Here is a 17,590-nt window from a genome sequence, read left to right on the forward strand (position 1 = left end):
GGGGGGGACCGGCACCAAGCGCCTGGGCCTCAACGGTGACTGAGGGCGCTGAGGGCGGGGCGCCGTCCCTTCAAGGGCGGACTTCCGCCTCGGGCGCGCGCCCCGGCACTGATGGGACCTTCAGATGACGGGCGGGTTGAGCAGCTCGCTCCTCGACTCGGGTCGAGCCGCCCCGCCGCCGGCCGCCGGGAGCGGACGGGTTTCACGTGAAACGGTGAGGGCGGCTCAAGCACCGTCCCGCCCGCGTCCCACGTTTCACGTGAAACGCCGGCCGTCGTTCCCGCTCCCGTACACGCGAGTCGACGTGCGGCCGGTGGCTCGACCGCAGCGCGTGGAACGGCCGCGTGACCGGGAGGGTCACGCGGCCGTTGGTGCTGCGTTCGCTGCGGCGCTGAACCGATCGTGGAGCGAAGCCCTGGCGAAGTCAGGCCTCCGGCTCCTCCTCCTGGCCGACGCCGATGATGCCGACGATCCGCTCCAGGTCGTCCACCGTCGCGAACTCGATGGTGATCTTGCCCTTGCTCCGGCCGATGTCCACCTTCACGCGGGTGTCGAACCGGTCGGAGAGCCGGTCGGCCAGATCGGTGAGGGCGGGGGCGTGGGGCTTTGGGCGACGCTTGGCCGCTTCCTTCTTGCTCGTACCGTCGCTCAGGGCCAGCGCTACGATCTCCTCGGTCGCGCGGACCGAGAGGCCCTCGGCGACGATCCGGAGCGCGAGCTGCTCCTGCGCCTCGGCTTCGTCGAGGCTCAGCAGCGCCCGGGCGTGCCCGGCGGAAAGGACGCCGGCCGCGACCCGCTTCTGCACCGGGGCGGGCAGGTTGAGCAGCCGGATGGTGTTCGAGATCTGCGGCCGGCTCCGCCCGATGCGCCGGGCGAGTTCCTCGTGGGTGGCGCCGAACTCGTCGAGCAGTTGCTGGTACGCGGCGGCCTCCTCCAGCGGGTTCAGGTTCGCCCGGTGGATGTTCTCCAGCAACGCGTCGCGGAGCATGGCGTCGTCGCGGGTGTCCCGGACGATCGCCGGGATGCTCTCCCGCCCGACAGCCTGCGCGGCCCGCCAGCGCCGCTCGCCCATGACCAGCTCGTACTTTTCCTCGTCGAGCTGCCGTACGACGATCGGCTGGAGGAAGCCGACCTCCTGGATCGAGGTCTTCAGCTCCTCCAGGGCGTCCTCGTCGAAGACCTGGCGGGGCTGCTTCGGGTTCGGCACGATCGCGTCGACCGGGATCTCGGCGAACCGGGCACCCGGCACCGGGCTGAGTTCGGGCTGCGGCTCGGGCTGCGCCGTCACGGGCGGGCTCGCCGCGGCGGGCACCGCCTCCGCCGCGAACGCACCGGCGGCGACACCGGCCGACGGCTCGGCCGTCACCGCCGGCTCGACGGCCTCGCTCGGCTCGATCACGGCGGTCGGCGCCGGTCCGGTCGGGATGAGCGCCCCCAGGCCCCGTCCCAGACCGCCCCGAGGACGGTTCTTCATGCCACGCCTCCCAGCGACTGTTCCGCACTACGCATTCCGGCCCACCGGCTCCTTGATGCCACGCTCGGCGATCTCCTGGGCGGCTTCGAAGTAGCTCGTCGCCCCCCGCGATCCCGGATCGTAGGTCATCACCGACTGGCCGTAGCTGGGTGCCTCCGAGACGCGGACGTTGCGGGGGATGACCGCCTGGAGCACCTTGTCGCCGAAGTGGTTCCGCACGTCCTGTTCCACGGCGTCGGCCAGCCGGGTACGCCGGTCGTACATGGTGAGCAGGATGGTGGAGACGTCGAGCTTGGGGTTGAGGTGCTGGCGAACCAGGTTGATGTTGTTGATCAGCTGGTTCAGCCCCTCCAGCGCGTAGTACTCGCACTGGATCGGAATGAGCACCTCCTGCGCGGCCACAAGCGCGTTGACCGTGAGCAGGCCGAGCGAGGGCGGGCAGTCGATGAAGACGTAGTCGAAGTGACCGGGGTAGGCGGCGATGGCCCGGGCCAGCCGGGACTCGCGGGCGACCACCGACACCAGCTCGATCTCCGCGCCGGCGAGGTCGATCGTCGCCGGTACGCACCAGAGGTTGGGGATGCCCTCTACGCCCTGGGCTACCTCCTCGAGCGGCACGCTGTTGATGAGGCAGTCGTAGACGTCCGGCACCCCGGTATGGTGCGGGACGTTCAGCCCGGTGGAGGCGTTGCCCTGCGGGTCCAGGTCGACCACCAGCACCCGGTTGCCGTGCAGGGCGAGCGCCACCGCAAGGTTCACCGTGGTCGTGGTCTTCCCCACGCCGCCCTTCTGGTTCGCGACGCACATGACCCTGGTCCGTTCCGGACGAGGCATCGTCACCTCGCCACTCGGATTAAGGATCTGCACGGCGCGCATCGCCTCCATAGCCAACGGTGGGTCATCCTCTTCGCGCGTCGGGGTTTCACGTGAAACGTACGCGGCCTCGGCGGCAGTGGCTCCGGGGGAGCCGACCAGGGGCGCGGACGTGTCGGTGACGGGAACGGGTTCGGGGGTCGCGTCCGGCACGGAGTCCGGGGTGGGCTGCTGCGGCACGGCGGACTCGAACCGGGCCGAGGCCGAGGCGTTGCGCCGGATGGGAATCACCCGGCCGCCGGCCGAATTGCCGGCCCGCGGCACGTCGGGTGTGGCGCGGGTCGCCGGAGGCTCCGGCACGATCGGCTCGACACCGACCGGTCGGACGGCCGCGTCGCCGTCCGGCGGCCGGATCGAGTGGCCGCGGGACGGCCCGTCGGGCGACCAGCTCGGGTAGTCGGTTTCACGTGAAACGGGGCCGCCCGCTGACCCGGTCACGCGTGGATCGTCGTACCTTCCGTCGTCATGCACCTGTCATCCCTGCCCGCTTCGGATGGTCGGTCCGCACCCCGTCAACTGGCCGTACGCGATCGCGCCGCGGAGCATACGGCCCGGCGGGAGCGGCGGGACCGGTGAACGTCCGTCGCCGTCCGCTCCACACTATCGACGCGCAGCCAGCCTACGGCTCACGGGCGCAGCCGGTCCACGTCGGGTTCTCATCCTTCCGTCCACCCGTACCGGTTCAACGACGCAACCGCCGGACGGGAAGCCGGTACGCGGGCATCCGGCGCGGGTGTCCGGGAGGGAATCAACGCCGCCGCGACCGGCCGCCGCGCGACCTCTTCGCGGCCTTCGGCCGGGTCGGACCGACCACGCGTTCCCGCACGATCTCCACCACCGTCGTCGGCGGATCGATCACTCCCTCGCCGCAGCGGTGCAGCTCGGGCTCGCCGCCGCCGAGCCGGGCCACGGTCTGTGCGTGCTCGGCAACCTCGTCGGCGGCGGACGCGCCCTTGAGGGCGATCAGCCGACCACCGCGAACGACCAGCGGCAGGCACCACGTCGAGAGCCGGTCCAGCGGCGCGACGGCGCGGGCGGTGACCACGTCCCCGCTCAACGGGCCGATGCCCGTCGACCCCGTCGCCGCCTCGTCGGCCCGCCCCCGGAAGACCCGGACCATCTTCGCCAGCCCGAGGTGCTGCACCGCCTCGATGAGGAAGGAGGTGCGCCGGGAGAGCGGTTCGATCAGGGTCACCGTCAGGTCAGGTCGCGCGATGGCCAGCACCAGGCCGGGCAGCCCAGCCCCGGAACCGACGTCGAGCACCGTCGCGCCCTCCGGAATCCGCTCTGCCACCGCCGCGCAGTTGAGCAGGTGGCGATCCCAGATCCGGGGGGCCTCGCGCGGACCGATCAGGCCGCGGACCACGCCGTCGGTGGCGAGCAGTTCGGCGTACGCGGCGGCCAGGTCGATCCGGTCGCCGAAGAGGGTGCGCGCCGCACCGGCCAGCTCCGGCGGAAGCACGGCGTCGGTCGGGGACGGCGCGCGCTCCGAAGCCTCGGCCGGGGACGGCGTGCCCGGGGCGGCGTCGGTCGGGGACGGCGCGCCCTCCGAAGCCTCAGCCGGGGACGGCGCGCCCTCTGGAGCCACGGCCGAAGGAGTAGCGGCGTCGGGGGTCAGGGTCGGCTCGGGCCGGACAGGCGACGGCCCGGGCGGCGTGCCACCCGGGCCGTCCACGGCGCCGGCCGTGGTGTCGTCGTGGGTCACCCGGTCAGTCCGCCGGCCGGACGATGATGCGGCGGTTCGGCTCGACGCCCTCGGACTCGCTCTCCACGCCGCTCATGGCGTTGACCACGTCGTGTACGCACTTGCGCTCGAACGCGGACATCGGCTCCAGGCGCACGGGCTCGCCGTGCTCCTTGACCTTCTCGACGGCGTTCTTGGCGACGGCGGCGAGTTCCTTGCGACGGGTCGCCCGGTAGCCGCCGACGTCGAGCAGCAGTCGGCTCGGGGTGCCGGTCTGCCGGAAGACGGCCAGCCGGGCGAGCTCCTGGAGCGCCTCCAGCGTGGCGCCGCGCTGGCCGACCAGGTTCTGCAACCGGCCGCCGACCACCTCGACGACGGGACGGCCGCCGGAGACCAGCTCGTCGATGTCGCCGTCGTAGTCGAGGATGTCGAGCAGGCCCTCGACGTAGTCGGCCGCGATCTCGCTCTGCCGGAACAGCTCGCTCTCGCCGACGGCCTTCTTCTCCCGGGTGCCCGACTCCTCGTCGGTCTCCTCGGTCTCGCCGTTCACCGCGGTCGGCTCGGTCCCCTCCTCGTCCAGGGACTGGTCCGCGCGGGGGGTGCTGGTGTCGGTCACGGTCTCATCTCCGTACTCGCTCGGCCGGACCGTCGGGTCCGCTGGTTTCCCGGGGCCGGCGGGAGGTCGCCGGTGCCCACGGGCACGTCTGTCGTACGGGCAGTCTCGCCCGTGGGCCGCGCCGTGCGCGGCGGTTCCGCCCGGCGCCGGCCGTACGGCGGCTGCGCGGTGCGGAACGGGCCGCCGCCGGTCTCCCGACGGCGGCCCGATGTCCTCAGCCCTGCCGCTTGGCGGGGCCCTTCTTGGGGTTGACCGGCTTGGCGCCCGGCTTGGGACCGGCGACCTTCGGCGCGACCGGCTTGGCCGGGGCCGGGGGGGCCGACTTGCCGCGACCCAGCAGGCCGCCCGTCTTCGCCGGCTGCACGGGGTTGCGGGCCGAGGTGCCCGGCTTGCTGGTGGCGGTCTGCGGCGGTGGGAACTTCCGCAGCACCCACTGCTGCTGGCCGAGGGTGAAGAGGTTGTTCGTGACCCAGTAGATGATCACACCGATCGGGAAGATGGCGCCGGAGACGAGCAGCGACAGCGGGATGCCGTAGAGCATCAGCTTCTGGATCATCCGCTGCTGCGGGTCCTCGGCCCAGCCGGTCTTGAGGATCATCTGGCGGCTGGTGAGGTAGGTGGTGCCCATCATCACCAGGACCAGGATGCCGGCGATGACCTTCACGGTGGTGCCGTTGGCACCGAGCCGGGCCAGCTCATCGGCGGTGGAGCCGAACTTGCCGGCGATCGGGGCGGTGAAGAGCTTCGCGGCCGAGGCGCTCTCGAACTGGCCGAGCGTCCAGCCGTAGAGGGTCTTGCCCCCGTTGGCCGGGTCGAGGCGGCGGAGCACGTGGAAGAGGCCCAGGAAGACGGGGATCTGGAGGAACATCGGAAGGCAGCCCATGAGCGGGTTGGCCTTTTCCCTCCGGTAGAGCTCCATCATCTCCTTCTGGAGCGTCTCCCGGTCACCCTTGTGCTTCTCCTGCAGCGCCTTCACCTGCGGCTGGAGCGCCTGCATCGCGCGCTGCGACTTGATCTGCTTGACGAAGACCGGGAAGAGGATCACCCGGACGGTGACCACCAGGAAGACGATGGCGAGGATCCAGGCCCAGTTGGTGCCGATCACCGCCGCGTCCGGCACCCCGATGGCGTCCCAGGCCCCATGCCAGGCCAGCAGGATCCACGAAATCGCGTAGTAGATCCAGTCGAGACTCAATTCTCAGGCTCCAGTCACATCGGCACGGCGGCGGCCGCCCGGCTCCGGCACCGGGTCGTGTCCACCTGGGTGGAAGGGGTGGCAGCGCAACAACCGCCGGGCCGTCAGGCCAGCTCCCCGGATCGCGCCGTGCACCGCCACCGCCTCCAGGGCGTAGGCACTGCACGACGGGTAGAACCGGCAGCGGGCCGGCAGAGCCGGACTTATCCACCGACGGTACGCGATGACCGGCCCGCTCAGCACCCGGGCACCGATCGTCGTCGGCCGGGGCTCGGTCGGTCCGCTGGTCACCGGGACCGCCGGCCGCGGGGCGCCTTCGCGGCGGCGATGGCCGCGTCCAGATCGGCGCCGAGTCGCGGGTACGACGCGTCGGCCGCGGCGGGCAGCGCGCGTACGACCAGGGTGCTTCCCGTGGGCAGACCGGCCAGCCGCTCGCGGACCAGGTGCCGCAGGCGACGCCGGACCCGGTTGCGGACCACGGCGTTCCCGACGGCCTTGGACACGACGAAGCCGGCGCGGGCTGGTGCGGAGGGTTGCTCCGTACCGCTGCTCCGCGCCGGCTCCGGCGAGGTTGCTGTCGCGGGATCGGGGGATGTCGGCAGGCTCAGATGGACGACGAGCGCGCCACGGCCGGCGCGTCGGCCACCCCGGACCGCTGCGGCGAAGTCAGTGCTGCGCCGCAGTCGCTGTGCGGCCGCCAGCACGACTGCCCACGTCCCCCGGACCTGACCCGGTCGGCCTCAGGCCGACAGGCGGGCGCGGCCCTTGGAGCGACGGGTCGAAAGGATGGCGCGGCCGGCACGGGTGCGCATGCGCAGCCGGAAGCCGTGGGTCTTCGCGCGCCGGCGGTTGTTCGGCTGGTAGGTGCGCTTGCTCACGTCAGGCTCTCCGTTTTCGTACGCCCCGGGCGAGGGGTCGCCGGGATCGTGTGGTGGTCCAGGCCACCTCGGCGGTGGCCCCCGATCGGTGCTGCCCGGCGGCGCGGAACCTCGGCGATGCGGGGAAGCAACCGCGGACAGCAAGCACCTATCACCCTAGCAGAGGGCGAGAGAGCAGCCGTTCCAGCCTACGCAGGGCGGCAACCACCGTCAAACACTCCCAGCAGGGCGGACACCGGGCCTCTCCGGCGACCGAAGCGGCGGTTTTCGCTGATGTCGACAAGGGCCGCCGCGCGTCGGCGGTTGATGGCGCGCCGACAACGCTGTTACCGTGCCCGATTGCGGTCAGCGTCGAAAGGTCCGGTCGTCGCCGGCGGGCAAGACCGGACAAGGCAGTGAATCGTTCGGCACGGTGAACCCGCTTCAGCGCCCGTTCAGGCAGGGGGCAGGTCCGACCCGCATCCGGCGGGCGGCCACAATCGGTGCGTACACAGGCTGTGGATAACTTGTGGACGAGGACCGGTCGGCCGTCCGGTGGGTGTCGTTTCCACCCGCGCGAACGCGGCGGGCCCGGGACGGCCGACCGGAGAAGACGGCGGCGTCGGCGGAGCAGAGGCGAGGGGGGTGGCACGACGGTGACCGGTACGACCGACCTTGCCGCGGTGTGGACAGCGACGACCGACGAGCTCGCCGACGAGATCATCTCCGCGCAGCAGCGCGCGTACCTGCGGCTGACCCGGCTGCGGGCCATCGTCGAGGACACCGCCCTGCTCTCCGTCCCGGACGCCTTCACCCGGGACGTGATCGAGTCCCGCCTGCGCCCGGCGATCACGGACGCGCTCACCCGCCGGCTGGGCCGCCCCATCCAGGTCGCGGTGACCGTGCGCGTGCCCGAGGACGGCTCCGGCCGCCCGGCGGGGACCGTCTACCGCAGCGTTCCCGAGCCCGGGCCCGCCGACCACGACGGCGGGCCGCTCGGCTACGACGCGGCCTACGACGGGATGGCCGGGCAGCGCGACGGCGGGGCCCTCGACGCCGGGCAGCCGCCGCTCATCCCCGAGCAGGCACACCCCCAGCGACGGCCCGACGCGGCGTCCCCGGCCCCGGGCGACGACGGCCACCACCGGCAGGGCGAGCGGGGCGGGCAGGAGGCCCTGTTCAGTACCGTCTTCGCCGAGCCGCCGCGCCCCGACCGGTCGACTCCGCTGCGGCACCCGGCCGAGCGCCGGGGCTACGACGAGCAGGCCGCCCGACTGGACCCGCCGACCGCCGACACCCGGGGGTACGAGCCGCGCTACCGCGAGGACGCCGCCTCCCCCCGCGACCAGCACGTGATCCGGGCCCTGCCCCGCGACACCGGCACCGACAACGGGCCCGGACGCGGTGGCACGGATCACCGGCCCGGTGGCCGGGACGACCGCCGCATGCCCGGCGCCGACAGCGGCGGCAACCGGCTCAACCCGAAGTACATGTTCGAGACGTTCGTCATCGGCTCGTCCAACCGCTTCGCCCACGCGGCGAGCGTCGCGGTCGCCGAGTCGCCGGCGAAGGCGTACAACCCGCTGTTCATCTACGGCAGCTCGGGGCTGGGCAAGACGCACCTCCTGCACGCCATCGGGCACTACGCCACGACGCTGGGCAACGCGCGCTCGGTCCGGTACGTCTCGACCGAGGAGTTCACCAACGACTTCATCAACTCGCTCCGGGACGACAAGACCAGTGCGTTCCAGCGGCGCTACCGCGACGTCGACATCCTGCTGATCGACGACATCCAGTTCCTGGAGAACCGCGAGCGCACGCAGGAGGAGTTCTTCCACACGTTCAACACCCTGCACAACGCCAACAAGCAGATCGTGATCACCTCCGACCGGTCGCCCAAGCAGCTCGCGACGCTGGAGGACCGGCTGCGTACCCGCTTCGAGTGGGGGCTGCTCGCCGACATCCAGCCGCCGGACCTGGAGACCCGGATCGCGATCCTGCAGAAGAAGGCGGCGCAGGAGCGCCTCTACGCCCCACCGGACGTGCTGGAGTTCATCGCCTCGCGGGTGTCGAACTCGATCCGGGAGCTGGAGGGCGCGCTGATCCGGGTGACGGCGTTCGCCAGCCTGACCCGATCCACGGTCGAGCTGTCGCTGGCGGAGGAGGTGCTGCGGGACTTCATCCCGGACGGCACCGGGCCGGAGATCACCGCCGACCAGATCATGGTCTCCACGGCCGACTACTTCGGGGTGAGCCTGGAGGACCTGCGCGGCCATTCCCGCTCCCGGGTGCTGGTGAACGCCCGCCAGGTGGCCATGTACCTGTGCCGGGAGCTGACCGACCTGTCGCTGCCCCGCATCGGGCAGGCCTTCGGTGGCCGGGACCACACCACGGTGATGCACGCCGACCGCAAGATCCGCCAGCAGATGGCCGAGCGCCGGTCGCTCTACAACCAGATCGCGGAGCTGACCAACCGGATCAAGCAGAACACCTGAGCGGTGACGCCCGCCCGCTCGGGGCGGAGAGGGGCAAGGAACGCGCCCGGTCGGACCACCCGGCCGGGCATTTTTCTTTCGCCACAGCCGGTCCGGCTTGACCCTCGACATGGTGGAGACCACAGGATCCGAGCCGTGTCCGTCCACCGCCCGGATCGTTGTCCACAGCTCGTTGTCCACCGGCTGTGGAAAACTACCGTCCGTCCACGTCCCGGTTACCCACAGGTTGTGGACAAACCCTGGGGACGAGCCTGTGGACGCCTGGGGACAACCCGCTGGTTGTCCACCGACGACGGTCGGCCTGTGGGGAACCTGTTGAAGGTTCTGGGGATGACGCCCTCCGCCCGGCTTCCGCCTGTCCACAGGACTGGGGAGAAAGTCGGTGGATTACCGGTGGATAACCGGTGGACAACGGTGGACAACCTGGGGGCGCCGGCCGCCTGTGGACCGGGACACGAGTTGTACCCCGGGTTCTCCACAGGTAAACCACCGGTGGATAACGTGTCTGAGCTGCGCAGACGCGGGTTCTCCACAGTTTGCACAGGTGCGATGAAGATGACGAGTTATCTCTTCTAAGACAACAAAAACCAATCATCACCGTTGGACTTCCTGTGGATCGGCCGGAACGCCGCCGTGGGCGGCTGGCCGGCACCGGGGAAGTCCACGGGGTCGGGCGCACAGCCGATGCCCACGCGCCCTAAGGTGCGATGGGTACCCGCACGGACAGGCGGGTCGGTAGGCAGCGGTCGGCATGAGAGAGTTGTCGCTGACGTCGACGCGGAGGCATTGATGAAGTTCCGAGTGGAGCGCGACGCGCTCGCCGAGGCCGTGGCCTGGACCGCGAAGAGCCTGCCCAACCGGCCGTCCGTACCGGTGCTCGCAGGCGTGATGCTGCGCGTCACCGACGGCAACCTGCAGGTCTCGGGCTTCGACTACGAGGTCTCCAGCCAGGTCACCGTCGAGGTGCAGGGAGACGCCGACGGCGCCGCCCTGGTCTCCGGCCGGCTGCTGGCCGAGATCACCAAGGCGCTGCCCGCCAAGCCGGTGGACATCGCCGCCGTCGGTGCCCACCTCGAACTGGTCTGCGGCAGCGCCCGGTTCACCCTGCCCACGATGCCGGTCGAGGACTACCCGGCCCTACCGGAGATGCCCGAGAGCACCGGCACCGTCGACGCGGCCGCCTTCGCCTCGGCGGTCGCCCAGGTCGCCGTCGCCGCGGGCCGCGACGAGACGCTGCCGATGATGACCGGCGTACGCCTCGAGCTCTCCGGCGGGACGCTGGCCATGCTCGCCACCGACCGCTACCGGCTGGCCCTGCGCGAGATGGAGTGGAACCCGGACGACCCCGAGGTGAGCATCAACGCCCTCGTGCCGGCCCGGACCCTGCACGACACCGCCAAGGCCCTCGGCCCGATCGGTGGCCAGGTCACCATGGCGCTCTCCCAGGGCGCGGCCGGCGAGGGGATGATCGGCTTCGCCGGTGGCACCCGGCGCACCACCAGCCGGCTGCTCGACGGGGCGAACTACCCGCCGGTGCGCTCGCTCTTCCCGGCCACCCACAACGCCGAGGCGCGGGTGCCCGTCAGCACCCTGATCGAGGTCGTCAAGCGGGTCGCCCTGGTTGCCGAGCGGACCACCCCGGTGCTGCTCAGCTTCAGCGCCGACGGCCTGGTCGTCGAGGCCGGCGGCACCGAGGAGGCGCGGGCCAGCGAGGCGATGGAGGCCACCTTCAGTGGTGACCCGCTGACCATCGGCTTCAACCCCCAGTACCTGATCGACGGCCTGACCAACCTGGGGGCCCAGTTCGCCGTGCTCTCGTTCGTCGACGCCTTCAAGCCCGCGGTGATTTCGCCCGCCGGTGAGGATGGCGAGGTCATCCCCGGGTACCGATACCTCATCATGCCGATCCGCGTCTCCCGCTGATCGCACCCCGAGAAGACCCCGACGCACGGAGGTAGGAACACATGCAGCTCGGCCTGGTAGGGCTCGGCCGGATGGGCGGCAACATGCGCGAGCGGTTGCGCGCCGCCGGGCACGAGGTGGTCGGCTTCGACCACAACGCGGAGCTGACCGATGTCGCGACCCTGGCGGAGCTGGCGGAGAAGCTGGAGTCGCCCCGCGCGATCTGGGTCATGGTCCCCGCCGGCGTCACCGACGCGACCATCGACGAGCTCGCCGACGTCCTCGGCGAGGGCGACATCATCATCGACGGTGGCAACTCCCGCTTCAGCGACGACGCGCCCCGCGCCGAGCGGCTGAACGAGCGCGGCATCGGCTACCTCGACGTCGGCGTCTCCGGCGGCGTCTGGGGCCGGCAGAACGGCTACGCGCTGATGGTCGGCGGCGCCCAGCAACACGTCGACCGGCTCATGCCGATCTTCGAGTCGCTGAAGCCGGAGGGCGAGTTCGGCTTCGTGCACGCCGGGCCGGTCGGCGCCGGGCACTACGCCAAGATGGTGCACAACGGCATCGAGTACGGCCTGATGCACGCCTACGCCGAGGGTTACGAGCTGCTGGCCAAGTCCGAGCTGGTCACCAACGTGCCGGGGGTGTTCAAGTCCTGGCGTGAGGGCACCGTGGTCCGCTCCTGGCTGCTCGACCTGCTGGACCGGGCCCTCGACGAGGACCCGGAGCTGGCCGAGCTGAGCGGCTACACGGAGGACACGGGCGAGGGCCGGTGGACGGTCGACGAGGCGGTCCGGCTGGCCGTGCCGCTGAACGTGATCACCGCCTCGCTCTTCGCCCGCTTCGCCTCCCGCCAGGACGACTCGCCGGCCATGAAGGCCGTCGCCGCGCTGCGTCAGCAGTTCGGCGGGCATGCCGTCCGCAAGCGCTGACGGGCATCCACAGCCTGTGTACGTCCGCCGGCTCGAACTGGTCGACTTCCGCTCGTACGAGCGGGTCGGCGTGGACCTGGAGCCGGGGGCGAACGTCCTGACCGGCGCCAACGGCGTCGGCAAGACGAACCTGGTCGAGGCGCTGGGCTACGTGGCGACCCTGGATTCGCACCGGGTCGCCACGGACGCCCCCCTCGTCCGGATGGGCGCCTCCTCGGCGGTGATCCGCTGTGCGGTCGCGCACGAGGGGCGCGAGCTGCTGGTGGAGCTGGAGATCGTGCCGGGCAAGGCCAACCGGGCTCGGCTGGGGCGCTCGCCGGCCCGCCGGGCGCGGGACGTGCTCGGCGCGCTCCGGCTCGTGCTGTTCGCCCCGGAGGACCTGGAACTCGTCCGGGGCGACCCGGCCGAGCGCCGCCGCTACCTCGACGACCTGCTGGTCAGCCGCCAGCCCCGGTACGCCGGGGTGCGGGCCGACTACGAGCGGGTGGTCAAGCAGCGCAACGCGTTGCTGCGCACCGCGTACCTGGCCCGCAAGACGGGCGGGTCGCGGGGCGGGGACCTGTCGACCCTGGCGGTCTGGGACACCCATCTGGCGCGGCACGGCGCCGAGCTGCTCGCCGGCCGGCTGGAGCTGGTCGCCGCGCTGGGCCCGCACGTGACGAAGGCGTACGACGCGGTGGCGGCGGGACGGGGGGCCGCCGGGATCGCGTACCGGCCGTCGGTGGAGCTGGCGGAGCCCACCACCGACCGGGAGGCGCTGACGGAGGCGCTGACCGCCGCGCTCGTCGAGTCCCGGGGCGCCGAGGTCGAGCGGGGCACCACCCTGGTCGGCCCGCACCGCGACGAGCTGGCGCTGACGCTGGGCCCGCTGCCCGCCAAGGGGTACGCCAGCCACGGCGAGTCCTGGTCGTACGCCCTGGCCCTGCGGCTGGCCGGCTACGACCTGCTCCGCTCCGACGGCATCGAGCCGGTGCTGGTGCTCGACGACGTCTTCGCCGAGCTGGACGCCGGGCGGCGGGAGCGGCTGGCGGAGCTGGTGGGCGGGGCGAGTCAGCTGCTGGTGACCTGTGCGGTCGACGAGGACGTGCCGGTGTCCCTGCGCGGCGCCCGGTACACCGTGGGCGAGGGGACGGTGCGACGTGTCGGATGAGCAGCTTCCGCCGGCCCGTCTCGGCCCGGGCCGTGGCGGCGGACCGACCGGCGGGGACACCGGCGACGCGGCGGGCGGCGGCGCGGCGGCCGGGGCGAGTGGCCCGGAACTGGCGCGGGCGGTGCTGGACGCGGCGAGGGCCCGCCGGGAGTCGGCGGCCCGCACGCGTCGGCGTGCCCCGGGAGGGGGCGGCGACGGCGAGGGCGGCCAGCGGCGTCTGCGTGGATACTCCGGCCCGGGGCCGGACCCCCGCGATCCGCAGCCGCTCGGCGCGGTGCTCAACCGGCTCGTCAAGGCGCGCGGTTGGCAGCAGCCGGCGGCCGAGGCGACGGTGTTCGGCGCCTGGGAGCGGGTGGTCGGCCCGGAGGTGGCCCAGCACAGCCGGCCGGTGAAGCTGGAGGACGGCGAGCTGACCGTGGAGGCCCGCTCGACCGCCTGGGCCACCCAGCTGCGGCTGCTGGCCGGCTCGCTGCTCAAGCAGATTGCCAGCGAGGTCGGCCACAACGTGGTGCGCAAGCTGCACATCCACGGCCCCGCGGCGCCGTCCTGGTCGAAGGGCCCGCGCCGGGTCCGTGGCCGCGGCCCCCGCGACACCTACGGCTGACGGTCAGCGACCCTCGCGGCGGGCCTCCCGCTCGGCGCGCTTGCGCTCCCGCTGCTCGCGGCTCCACTGCTTGCGTCGCTCCAGGTCCTGCTTCCACGCCTCGCGGGCGTGGCTCGAGCCGCCCTGCACCGCGCCCTGCACCTCCGGCGGACCCGCGAGGCGCCGGAACGCCCAGGCCATCAGGCGTCCGCCCTCGCCGGGGGCCTTCGGGGTGGGCTTCTCCTCGGTCATCGCCTGACCTCCGGTGCGCGGTGAATGATTGGCATACAAACCATTGGTACACCAACCATTGGTACGCTCGCAACGACGACGAGGAGGTGCGCCCGTGACCGACCAGCTCGACGGGGATCCCCTGGCGCTGGAACAGCAGGTGTGCTTCGCGCTCTCCGTCGCCGCGCGCGGCGTGGTCGCCGTCTACCGGCCACTGCTGGAGCCGATGGGGCTGACCCACCCGCAGTACCTGGTGATGCTCGCGCTCTGGCAGCACGCGCCGCTGTCCGTACGCGACCTCAGCCGCCTGCTCCAGCTCGATCCGGGCACCCTGTCGCCACTGCTCAAGCGGCTGGAGGCGACCGGCTACGTGCGGCGCGAGCGCGACCCCGCCGACGAGCGGAGCCTCGCGGTGACCCTGACCGCCGCCGGCGAGGCCCTGCGGGAGCGCGCCGAACAGATCCCGCCCGCGATCGTCGAACGGCTCGGCATGCCGGTCGAGGAGCTGCGCCACCTGCACGCCGTGCTGACCCGGGTCATCGGCGCCGCCAACCGCGCGGGCGGTTCCGCCGCGGCGGGTCAGGCGTCGGCGTAGACGGCGAAGCCGCGGTCCGCGCAGCGCCGGTAGAAGGCGGCCAGCACGGCCAGCTCGGCGCAGGTGAAGTTCCACTGCGGCGGCTCGCCGCTCTCGTCGCGCAGCGCGTCCAGGCGGCTGTCGAGCCAGCGCAGCTGCTGCTCGGCCAGCCGCCCGTCGGCGAGCAGCGAGCGCAGCACCTGGCTCACCGAGTCGAAGGTGACGGCCTCGCCGTGCGGGCGGTGGCCCGTGACGAACCGCTCGATGCCGCCGGCGATCCAGGCGCAGCCGTCGGGATCGATCACCGGATCCTCGTCCTCGGCCGCCGCGTCCGTGGCGTAGAGCACACCCTCCAGGCCGAGCAGCAGGTCCACCAGCTCGGTGTACGCGGTCGCCCGCACGGTGCCGGTCTTGGCGATCAGCTCGGCGAGCGCCGCGGTGGGCGCGGAGATGCGGGGCATGTCGACGATGTCGCCGAAGTCGACGAACTCGGCCGGCGCGACCGGGTCGTAGAAGCGGCCGGTCCGCGGCCAATGCACCGCGACGTTGTCCAGCCCCATCTGGCGTCACCTCTTCGAGAGCACGGGTAGTTCGTATCGGCTCGATCGTCCGGTTCCGGCCGGGAAAGATCAAGGCCGGGCCGACGGCGTGGCGGCGGTGGCGTTCCCACCCGTCCGACCGGCACCGATCGTCAGGCGGCGGCGCCCCCGATCGCCCCCTGGCGTGTAGGGGGAGTCGCGGGCGGCGCGGTTCGGCCGGCTACGTCGGTCTCAGCCGCCTCGCAGGGGGTGCCGAGTGGTGGTTCTGTCGCCCGCGCACAGTAAGATTGACCCCGAGACGAAGACCCGGTGCGGAGCGACGAGACACGGGCCCGGAGCGGGGCCCGCGATCATCGTCCACGTCGGGTCGAGCCGATCGCGATCCGCGGGCAACCGCGGCGACCGGCGCGTTCGACCCGTACCCCGGAATTGTCTCCGGTGCCGGTCTGCGCGTCGACGTCGCGTCCTGTCCGCCGAACCCGCGCCCGACGCGCCACCAGGCGCGCACGGCGCGAGAAAGTGGCCGAGGGTGGCAGCGCAGGACAAGCAGGAGTACGGCGCCGGGTCGATCACCGTTCTCGAGGGGCTGGAGGCGGTCCGGAAGCGCCCCGGTATGTACATCGGGTCGACCGGTGAGCGCGGTCTGCACCACCTGGTGTGGGAGGTCGTCGACAACGCGGTGGACGAGGCACTGGCCGGCCACTGCGACACCATCGACGTGGTGCTGCTCGCCGACGGCGGGGTCCGGGTCACCGACAACGGCCGGGGGTTCCCGGTCGACCTGCACCCGAAGCTGAAGAAGCCGGGTGTCGAGGTCGCGCTGACCGTGCTGCACGCGGGCGGCAAGTTCGACGGCAAGGCGTACGCCGTCTCCGGCGGTCTGCACGGCGTCGGCGTCTCCGTGGTGAACGCCCTCTCCACGAAGATGGCCGTGGAGATCCACAAGTCCGGCTTCGTCTGGCGGCAGCAGTACCACAACTCCAAGCCGACCCCGCTGGAGAAGGGCGAGTCGACCGACCGCACCGGCTCCGCGGTCGCCTTCTGGCCCGACGCCGACGTGTTCGAGACGGTCGACTTCGACTTCCAGACCATCTACCGGCGCCTCCAGGAGATGGCCTTCCTCAACCGGGGCCTCACCATCCACCTGCTCGACGAGCGGGTCCCGGAGGGCGAGGAGGGCAAGCCGCGCGAGGTCACCTTCTGCTACCAGGGCGGTATCGCCGACTTCGTCCGCCACCTCAACGCCTCGAAGAACCCGATCCACAAGACCGTGGTCGAGTTCGGCGCCGAGGAGGACGGCATGTCGGTCGAGATCGCCATGCAGTGGAACGAGTCGTACGGCGAGTCGGTCTACACCTTCGCCAACACGATCAACACCCACGAGGGCGGCACCCACGAGGAGGGCTTCCGGTCCGCGCTGACCAGCGTCGTCAACCGCTACGGCACCGACAAGAAGCTGCTCAAGGGCGACGAGAAGCTCTCCGGCGAGGACATCCGCGAGGGCCTGGCCGCCATCATCTCGGTCAAGCTGGCCAACCCGCAGTTCGAGGGCCAGACCAAGACCAAGCTGGGCAACACCCCGGTGAAGAGCTTCGTGCAGCGGGTCTGCAACGAGTGGCTGGTCGACTGGTTCGACCGCAACCCGGCCGAGGCGAAGATCATCATCCAGAAGGCGTCCCAGGCCGCCCGGGCCCGGATCGCCGCGCAGCAGGCGCGCAAGCTGGCCCGGCGCAAGTCCCTGCTGGAGTCCGGCTCGATGCCGGGCAAGCTGGCCGACTGCCAGTCCACCGACCCGCGCGAGTCCGAGGTCTTCATCGTCGAGGGCGACTCGGCCGGCGGCTCGGCCAAGCAGGGGCGCGACCCGCGTACCCAGGCGATCCTGCCGATCCGGGGCAAGATCCTCAACGTGGAGAAGGCCCGGATCGACCGGGTGCTCAAGAACAACGAGGTCCAGGCGCTGATCACCGCGTTGGGCACCGGCATCCACGACGACTTCGACATGGAGAAGCTGCGCTACCACAAGGTGGTGCTGATGGCCGACGCCGACGTCGACGGCCAGCACATCCAGACGCTGCTGCTCACGCTGCTGTTCCGCTTCATGCGTCCGCTGGTCGAGATGGGGCACGTCTACCTGGCCGCCCCGCCGCTCTACAAGATCAAGTGGAACAAGCGGGGCGACGACGCGCAGTACGCGTACTCGGACCGCGAGCGGGACGGCCTGATCGCGCTGCGCCAGCAGAAGAAGCCGAACGCGAAGCCGGACGACATCCAGCGCTTCAAGGGCCTCGGCGAGATGAACTACCCCGAACTGTGGGAGACCACGATGAACCCGGCGACGCGTACGCTGCGTCAGGTCACGCTCGACGACGCGGCCACCGCCGACGAGTTGTTCAGCGTGCTGATGGGTGAGGACGTCGAGGCGCGCCGCTCGTTCATCCAGCGCAACGCCAAGGACGTCCGTTTCCTGGACATCTGACGGATC

Annotated in this window: 17 protein-coding genes; 7 read left to right on the forward strand and 10 right to left on the reverse strand. The window is 71.8% G+C overall.

Annotated features, from left to right (window positions below):
• Nucleotides 1–424: 424 nt before the first annotated feature.
• From ACSNN9_RS10540 to rpmH, 8 genes are all read right to left on the reverse strand, one after another.
• Nucleotides 425–1,474, reverse strand: coding sequence for a ParB/RepB/Spo0J family partition protein (locus ACSNN9_RS10540; protein WP_436672852.1), 1,050 nt, complete (start codon nt 1,472–1,474; stop codon nt 425–427).
• Between the two features lie 27 nt (nt 1,475–1,501).
• Entirely contained in the window at nt 1,502–2,818 is a 1,317-nt protein-coding gene (locus tag ACSNN9_RS10545) for an AAA family ATPase (RefSeq protein ID WP_436672853.1), read from the reverse strand.
• 277 nt (nt 2,819–3,095) lie between these two features.
• Entirely contained in the window at nt 3,096–3,809 is a 714-nt protein-coding gene (gene rsmG, locus ACSNN9_RS10550) for a 16S rRNA (guanine(527)-N(7))-methyltransferase RsmG (protein WP_436672855.1), read from the reverse strand.
• Between the two features lie 247 nt (nt 3,810–4,056).
• The gene (locus ACSNN9_RS10555; RefSeq protein WP_358082451.1) at nt 4,057–4,647 is read right to left on the reverse strand and encodes a protein jag; all 591 of its coding nucleotides are present in this window, start codon (nt 4,645–4,647) and stop codon (nt 4,057–4,059) included.
• A 214-nt stretch (nt 4,648–4,861) separates the two neighbouring features.
• Entirely contained in the window at nt 4,862–5,842 is a 981-nt protein-coding gene (gene yidC, locus ACSNN9_RS10560) for a membrane protein insertase YidC (RefSeq protein WP_436672856.1), read from the reverse strand.
• 3 nt (nt 5,843–5,845) lie between these two features.
• Nucleotides 5,846–6,085 (reverse strand): membrane protein insertion efficiency factor YidD, encoded by a 240-nt coding sequence (gene yidD / locus ACSNN9_RS10565; protein WP_357866897.1) that lies wholly within the window; start codon nt 6,083–6,085, stop codon nt 5,846–5,848.
• Nucleotides 6,086–6,129: 44 nt separating this feature from the next.
• A complete protein-coding gene (rnpA, locus tag ACSNN9_RS10570; protein WP_436672857.1) occupies nt 6,130–6,546 on the reverse strand; it encodes a ribonuclease P protein component in 417 nt (138 codons plus the stop codon).
• Between the two features lie 36 nt (nt 6,547–6,582).
• The gene (gene rpmH, locus ACSNN9_RS10575) at nt 6,583–6,720 is read right to left on the reverse strand and encodes a 50S ribosomal protein L34 (protein ID WP_089002791.1); all 138 of its coding nucleotides are present in this window, start codon (nt 6,718–6,720) and stop codon (nt 6,583–6,585) included.
• Nucleotides 6,721–7,355: 635 nt separating this feature from the next.
• Here rpmH and dnaA point away from each other — a divergent pair.
• The 5 genes from dnaA to ACSNN9_RS10600 all read left to right on the forward strand — a co-directional run bounded on the left by dnaA (nt 7,356) and on the right by ACSNN9_RS10600 (nt 13,785).
• Entirely contained in the window at nt 7,356–9,194 is a 1,839-nt protein-coding gene (dnaA, locus tag ACSNN9_RS10580; RefSeq protein WP_436672858.1) for a chromosomal replication initiator protein DnaA, read from the forward strand.
• A 789-nt stretch (nt 9,195–9,983) separates the two neighbouring features.
• Nucleotides 9,984–11,117 (forward strand): DNA polymerase III subunit beta, encoded by a 1,134-nt coding sequence (gene dnaN, locus ACSNN9_RS10585; protein ID WP_436672859.1) that lies wholly within the window; start codon nt 9,984–9,986, stop codon nt 11,115–11,117.
• 41 nt (nt 11,118–11,158) lie between these two features.
• Nucleotides 11,159–12,031 carry a phosphogluconate dehydrogenase (NAD(+)-dependent, decarboxylating) gene (gnd, locus tag ACSNN9_RS10590; protein WP_436672860.1) on the forward strand — a complete coding sequence of 291 codons (873 nt, stop codon included), beginning with the start codon at nt 11,159–11,161 and terminating at the stop codon, nt 12,029–12,031.
• Nucleotides 12,032–12,047: 16 nt separating this feature from the next.
• Nucleotides 12,048–13,181, forward strand: a complete 1,134-nt coding sequence (recF, locus tag ACSNN9_RS10595; RefSeq protein ID WP_436672861.1) for a DNA replication/repair protein RecF — start codon at nt 12,048–12,050, stop codon at nt 13,179–13,181.
• Nucleotides 13,171–13,785: a DUF721 domain-containing protein gene (locus ACSNN9_RS10600; protein ID WP_436672862.1), complete on the forward strand. Its 615-nt coding sequence runs from the start codon at nt 13,171–13,173 to the stop codon at nt 13,783–13,785. The genes recF and ACSNN9_RS10600 overlap by 11 nt, the downstream gene beginning before the upstream one ends.
• 3 nt (nt 13,786–13,788) lie before the next feature.
• Here ACSNN9_RS10600 and ACSNN9_RS10605 read toward each other — a convergent pair whose 3' ends face one another.
• Nucleotides 13,789–14,016: a hypothetical protein gene (locus tag ACSNN9_RS10605; protein WP_358082468.1), complete on the reverse strand. Its 228-nt coding sequence runs from the start codon at nt 14,014–14,016 to the stop codon at nt 13,789–13,791.
• A 94-nt stretch (nt 14,017–14,110) separates the two neighbouring features.
• On the opposite strand from ACSNN9_RS10605, the gene ACSNN9_RS10610 reads away from it, so the two are divergent.
• Nucleotides 14,111–14,590 carry a MarR family winged helix-turn-helix transcriptional regulator gene (locus tag ACSNN9_RS10610; protein WP_436672863.1) on the forward strand — a complete coding sequence of 160 codons (480 nt, stop codon included), beginning with the start codon at nt 14,111–14,113 and terminating at the stop codon, nt 14,588–14,590.
• On the opposite strand, the gene ACSNN9_RS10615 is transcribed toward ACSNN9_RS10610, so the two are convergent.
• A complete protein-coding gene (locus ACSNN9_RS10615; RefSeq protein ID WP_357866789.1) occupies nt 14,575–15,129 on the reverse strand; it encodes a hypothetical protein in 555 nt (184 codons plus the stop codon). The genes ACSNN9_RS10610 and ACSNN9_RS10615 overlap by 16 nt on opposite strands.
• A gap of 508 nt (nt 15,130–15,637) precedes the next feature.
• Between ACSNN9_RS10615 and gyrB the strand changes: the two genes are divergently transcribed.
• On the forward strand, nt 15,638–17,584 hold the full coding sequence (gyrB, locus tag ACSNN9_RS10620; protein ID WP_357866786.1) for a DNA topoisomerase (ATP-hydrolyzing) subunit B: 1,947 nt from the start codon (nt 15,638–15,640) through the stop codon (nt 17,582–17,584).
• Nucleotides 17,585–17,590: the final 6 nt, after the last annotated feature.

This window comes from Micromonospora sp. URMC 107, assembly GCF_051386315.1.
In the GTDB taxonomy this organism is placed as follows: Bacteria; Actinomycetota; Actinomycetes; order Mycobacteriales; family Micromonosporaceae; genus Micromonospora.

What these genes read in the sequence shown, in the direction of transcription:
- ACSNN9_RS10540 (WP_436672852.1), bottom strand. Translation starts at nt 1,474, where the DNA reads ATGAAGAACCGTCCTCGGGGCGGTCTGGGACGGGGCCTGGGGGCGCTC.
- dnaN (WP_436672859.1), top strand. Translation starts at nt 9,984, where the DNA reads ATGAAGTTCCGAGTGGAGCGCGACGCGCTCGCCGAGGCCGTGGCCTGG.
- gnd (WP_436672860.1), top strand. Translation starts at nt 11,159, where the DNA reads ATGCAGCTCGGCCTGGTAGGGCTCGGCCGGATGGGCGGCAACATGCGC.
- ACSNN9_RS10605 (WP_358082468.1), bottom strand. Translation starts at nt 14,016, where the DNA reads ATGACCGAGGAGAAGCCCACCCCGAAGGCCCCCGGCGAGGGCGGACGC.
- ACSNN9_RS10615 (WP_357866789.1), bottom strand. Translation starts at nt 15,129, where the DNA reads ATGGGGCTGGACAACGTCGCGGTGCATTGGCCGCGGACCGGCCGCTTC.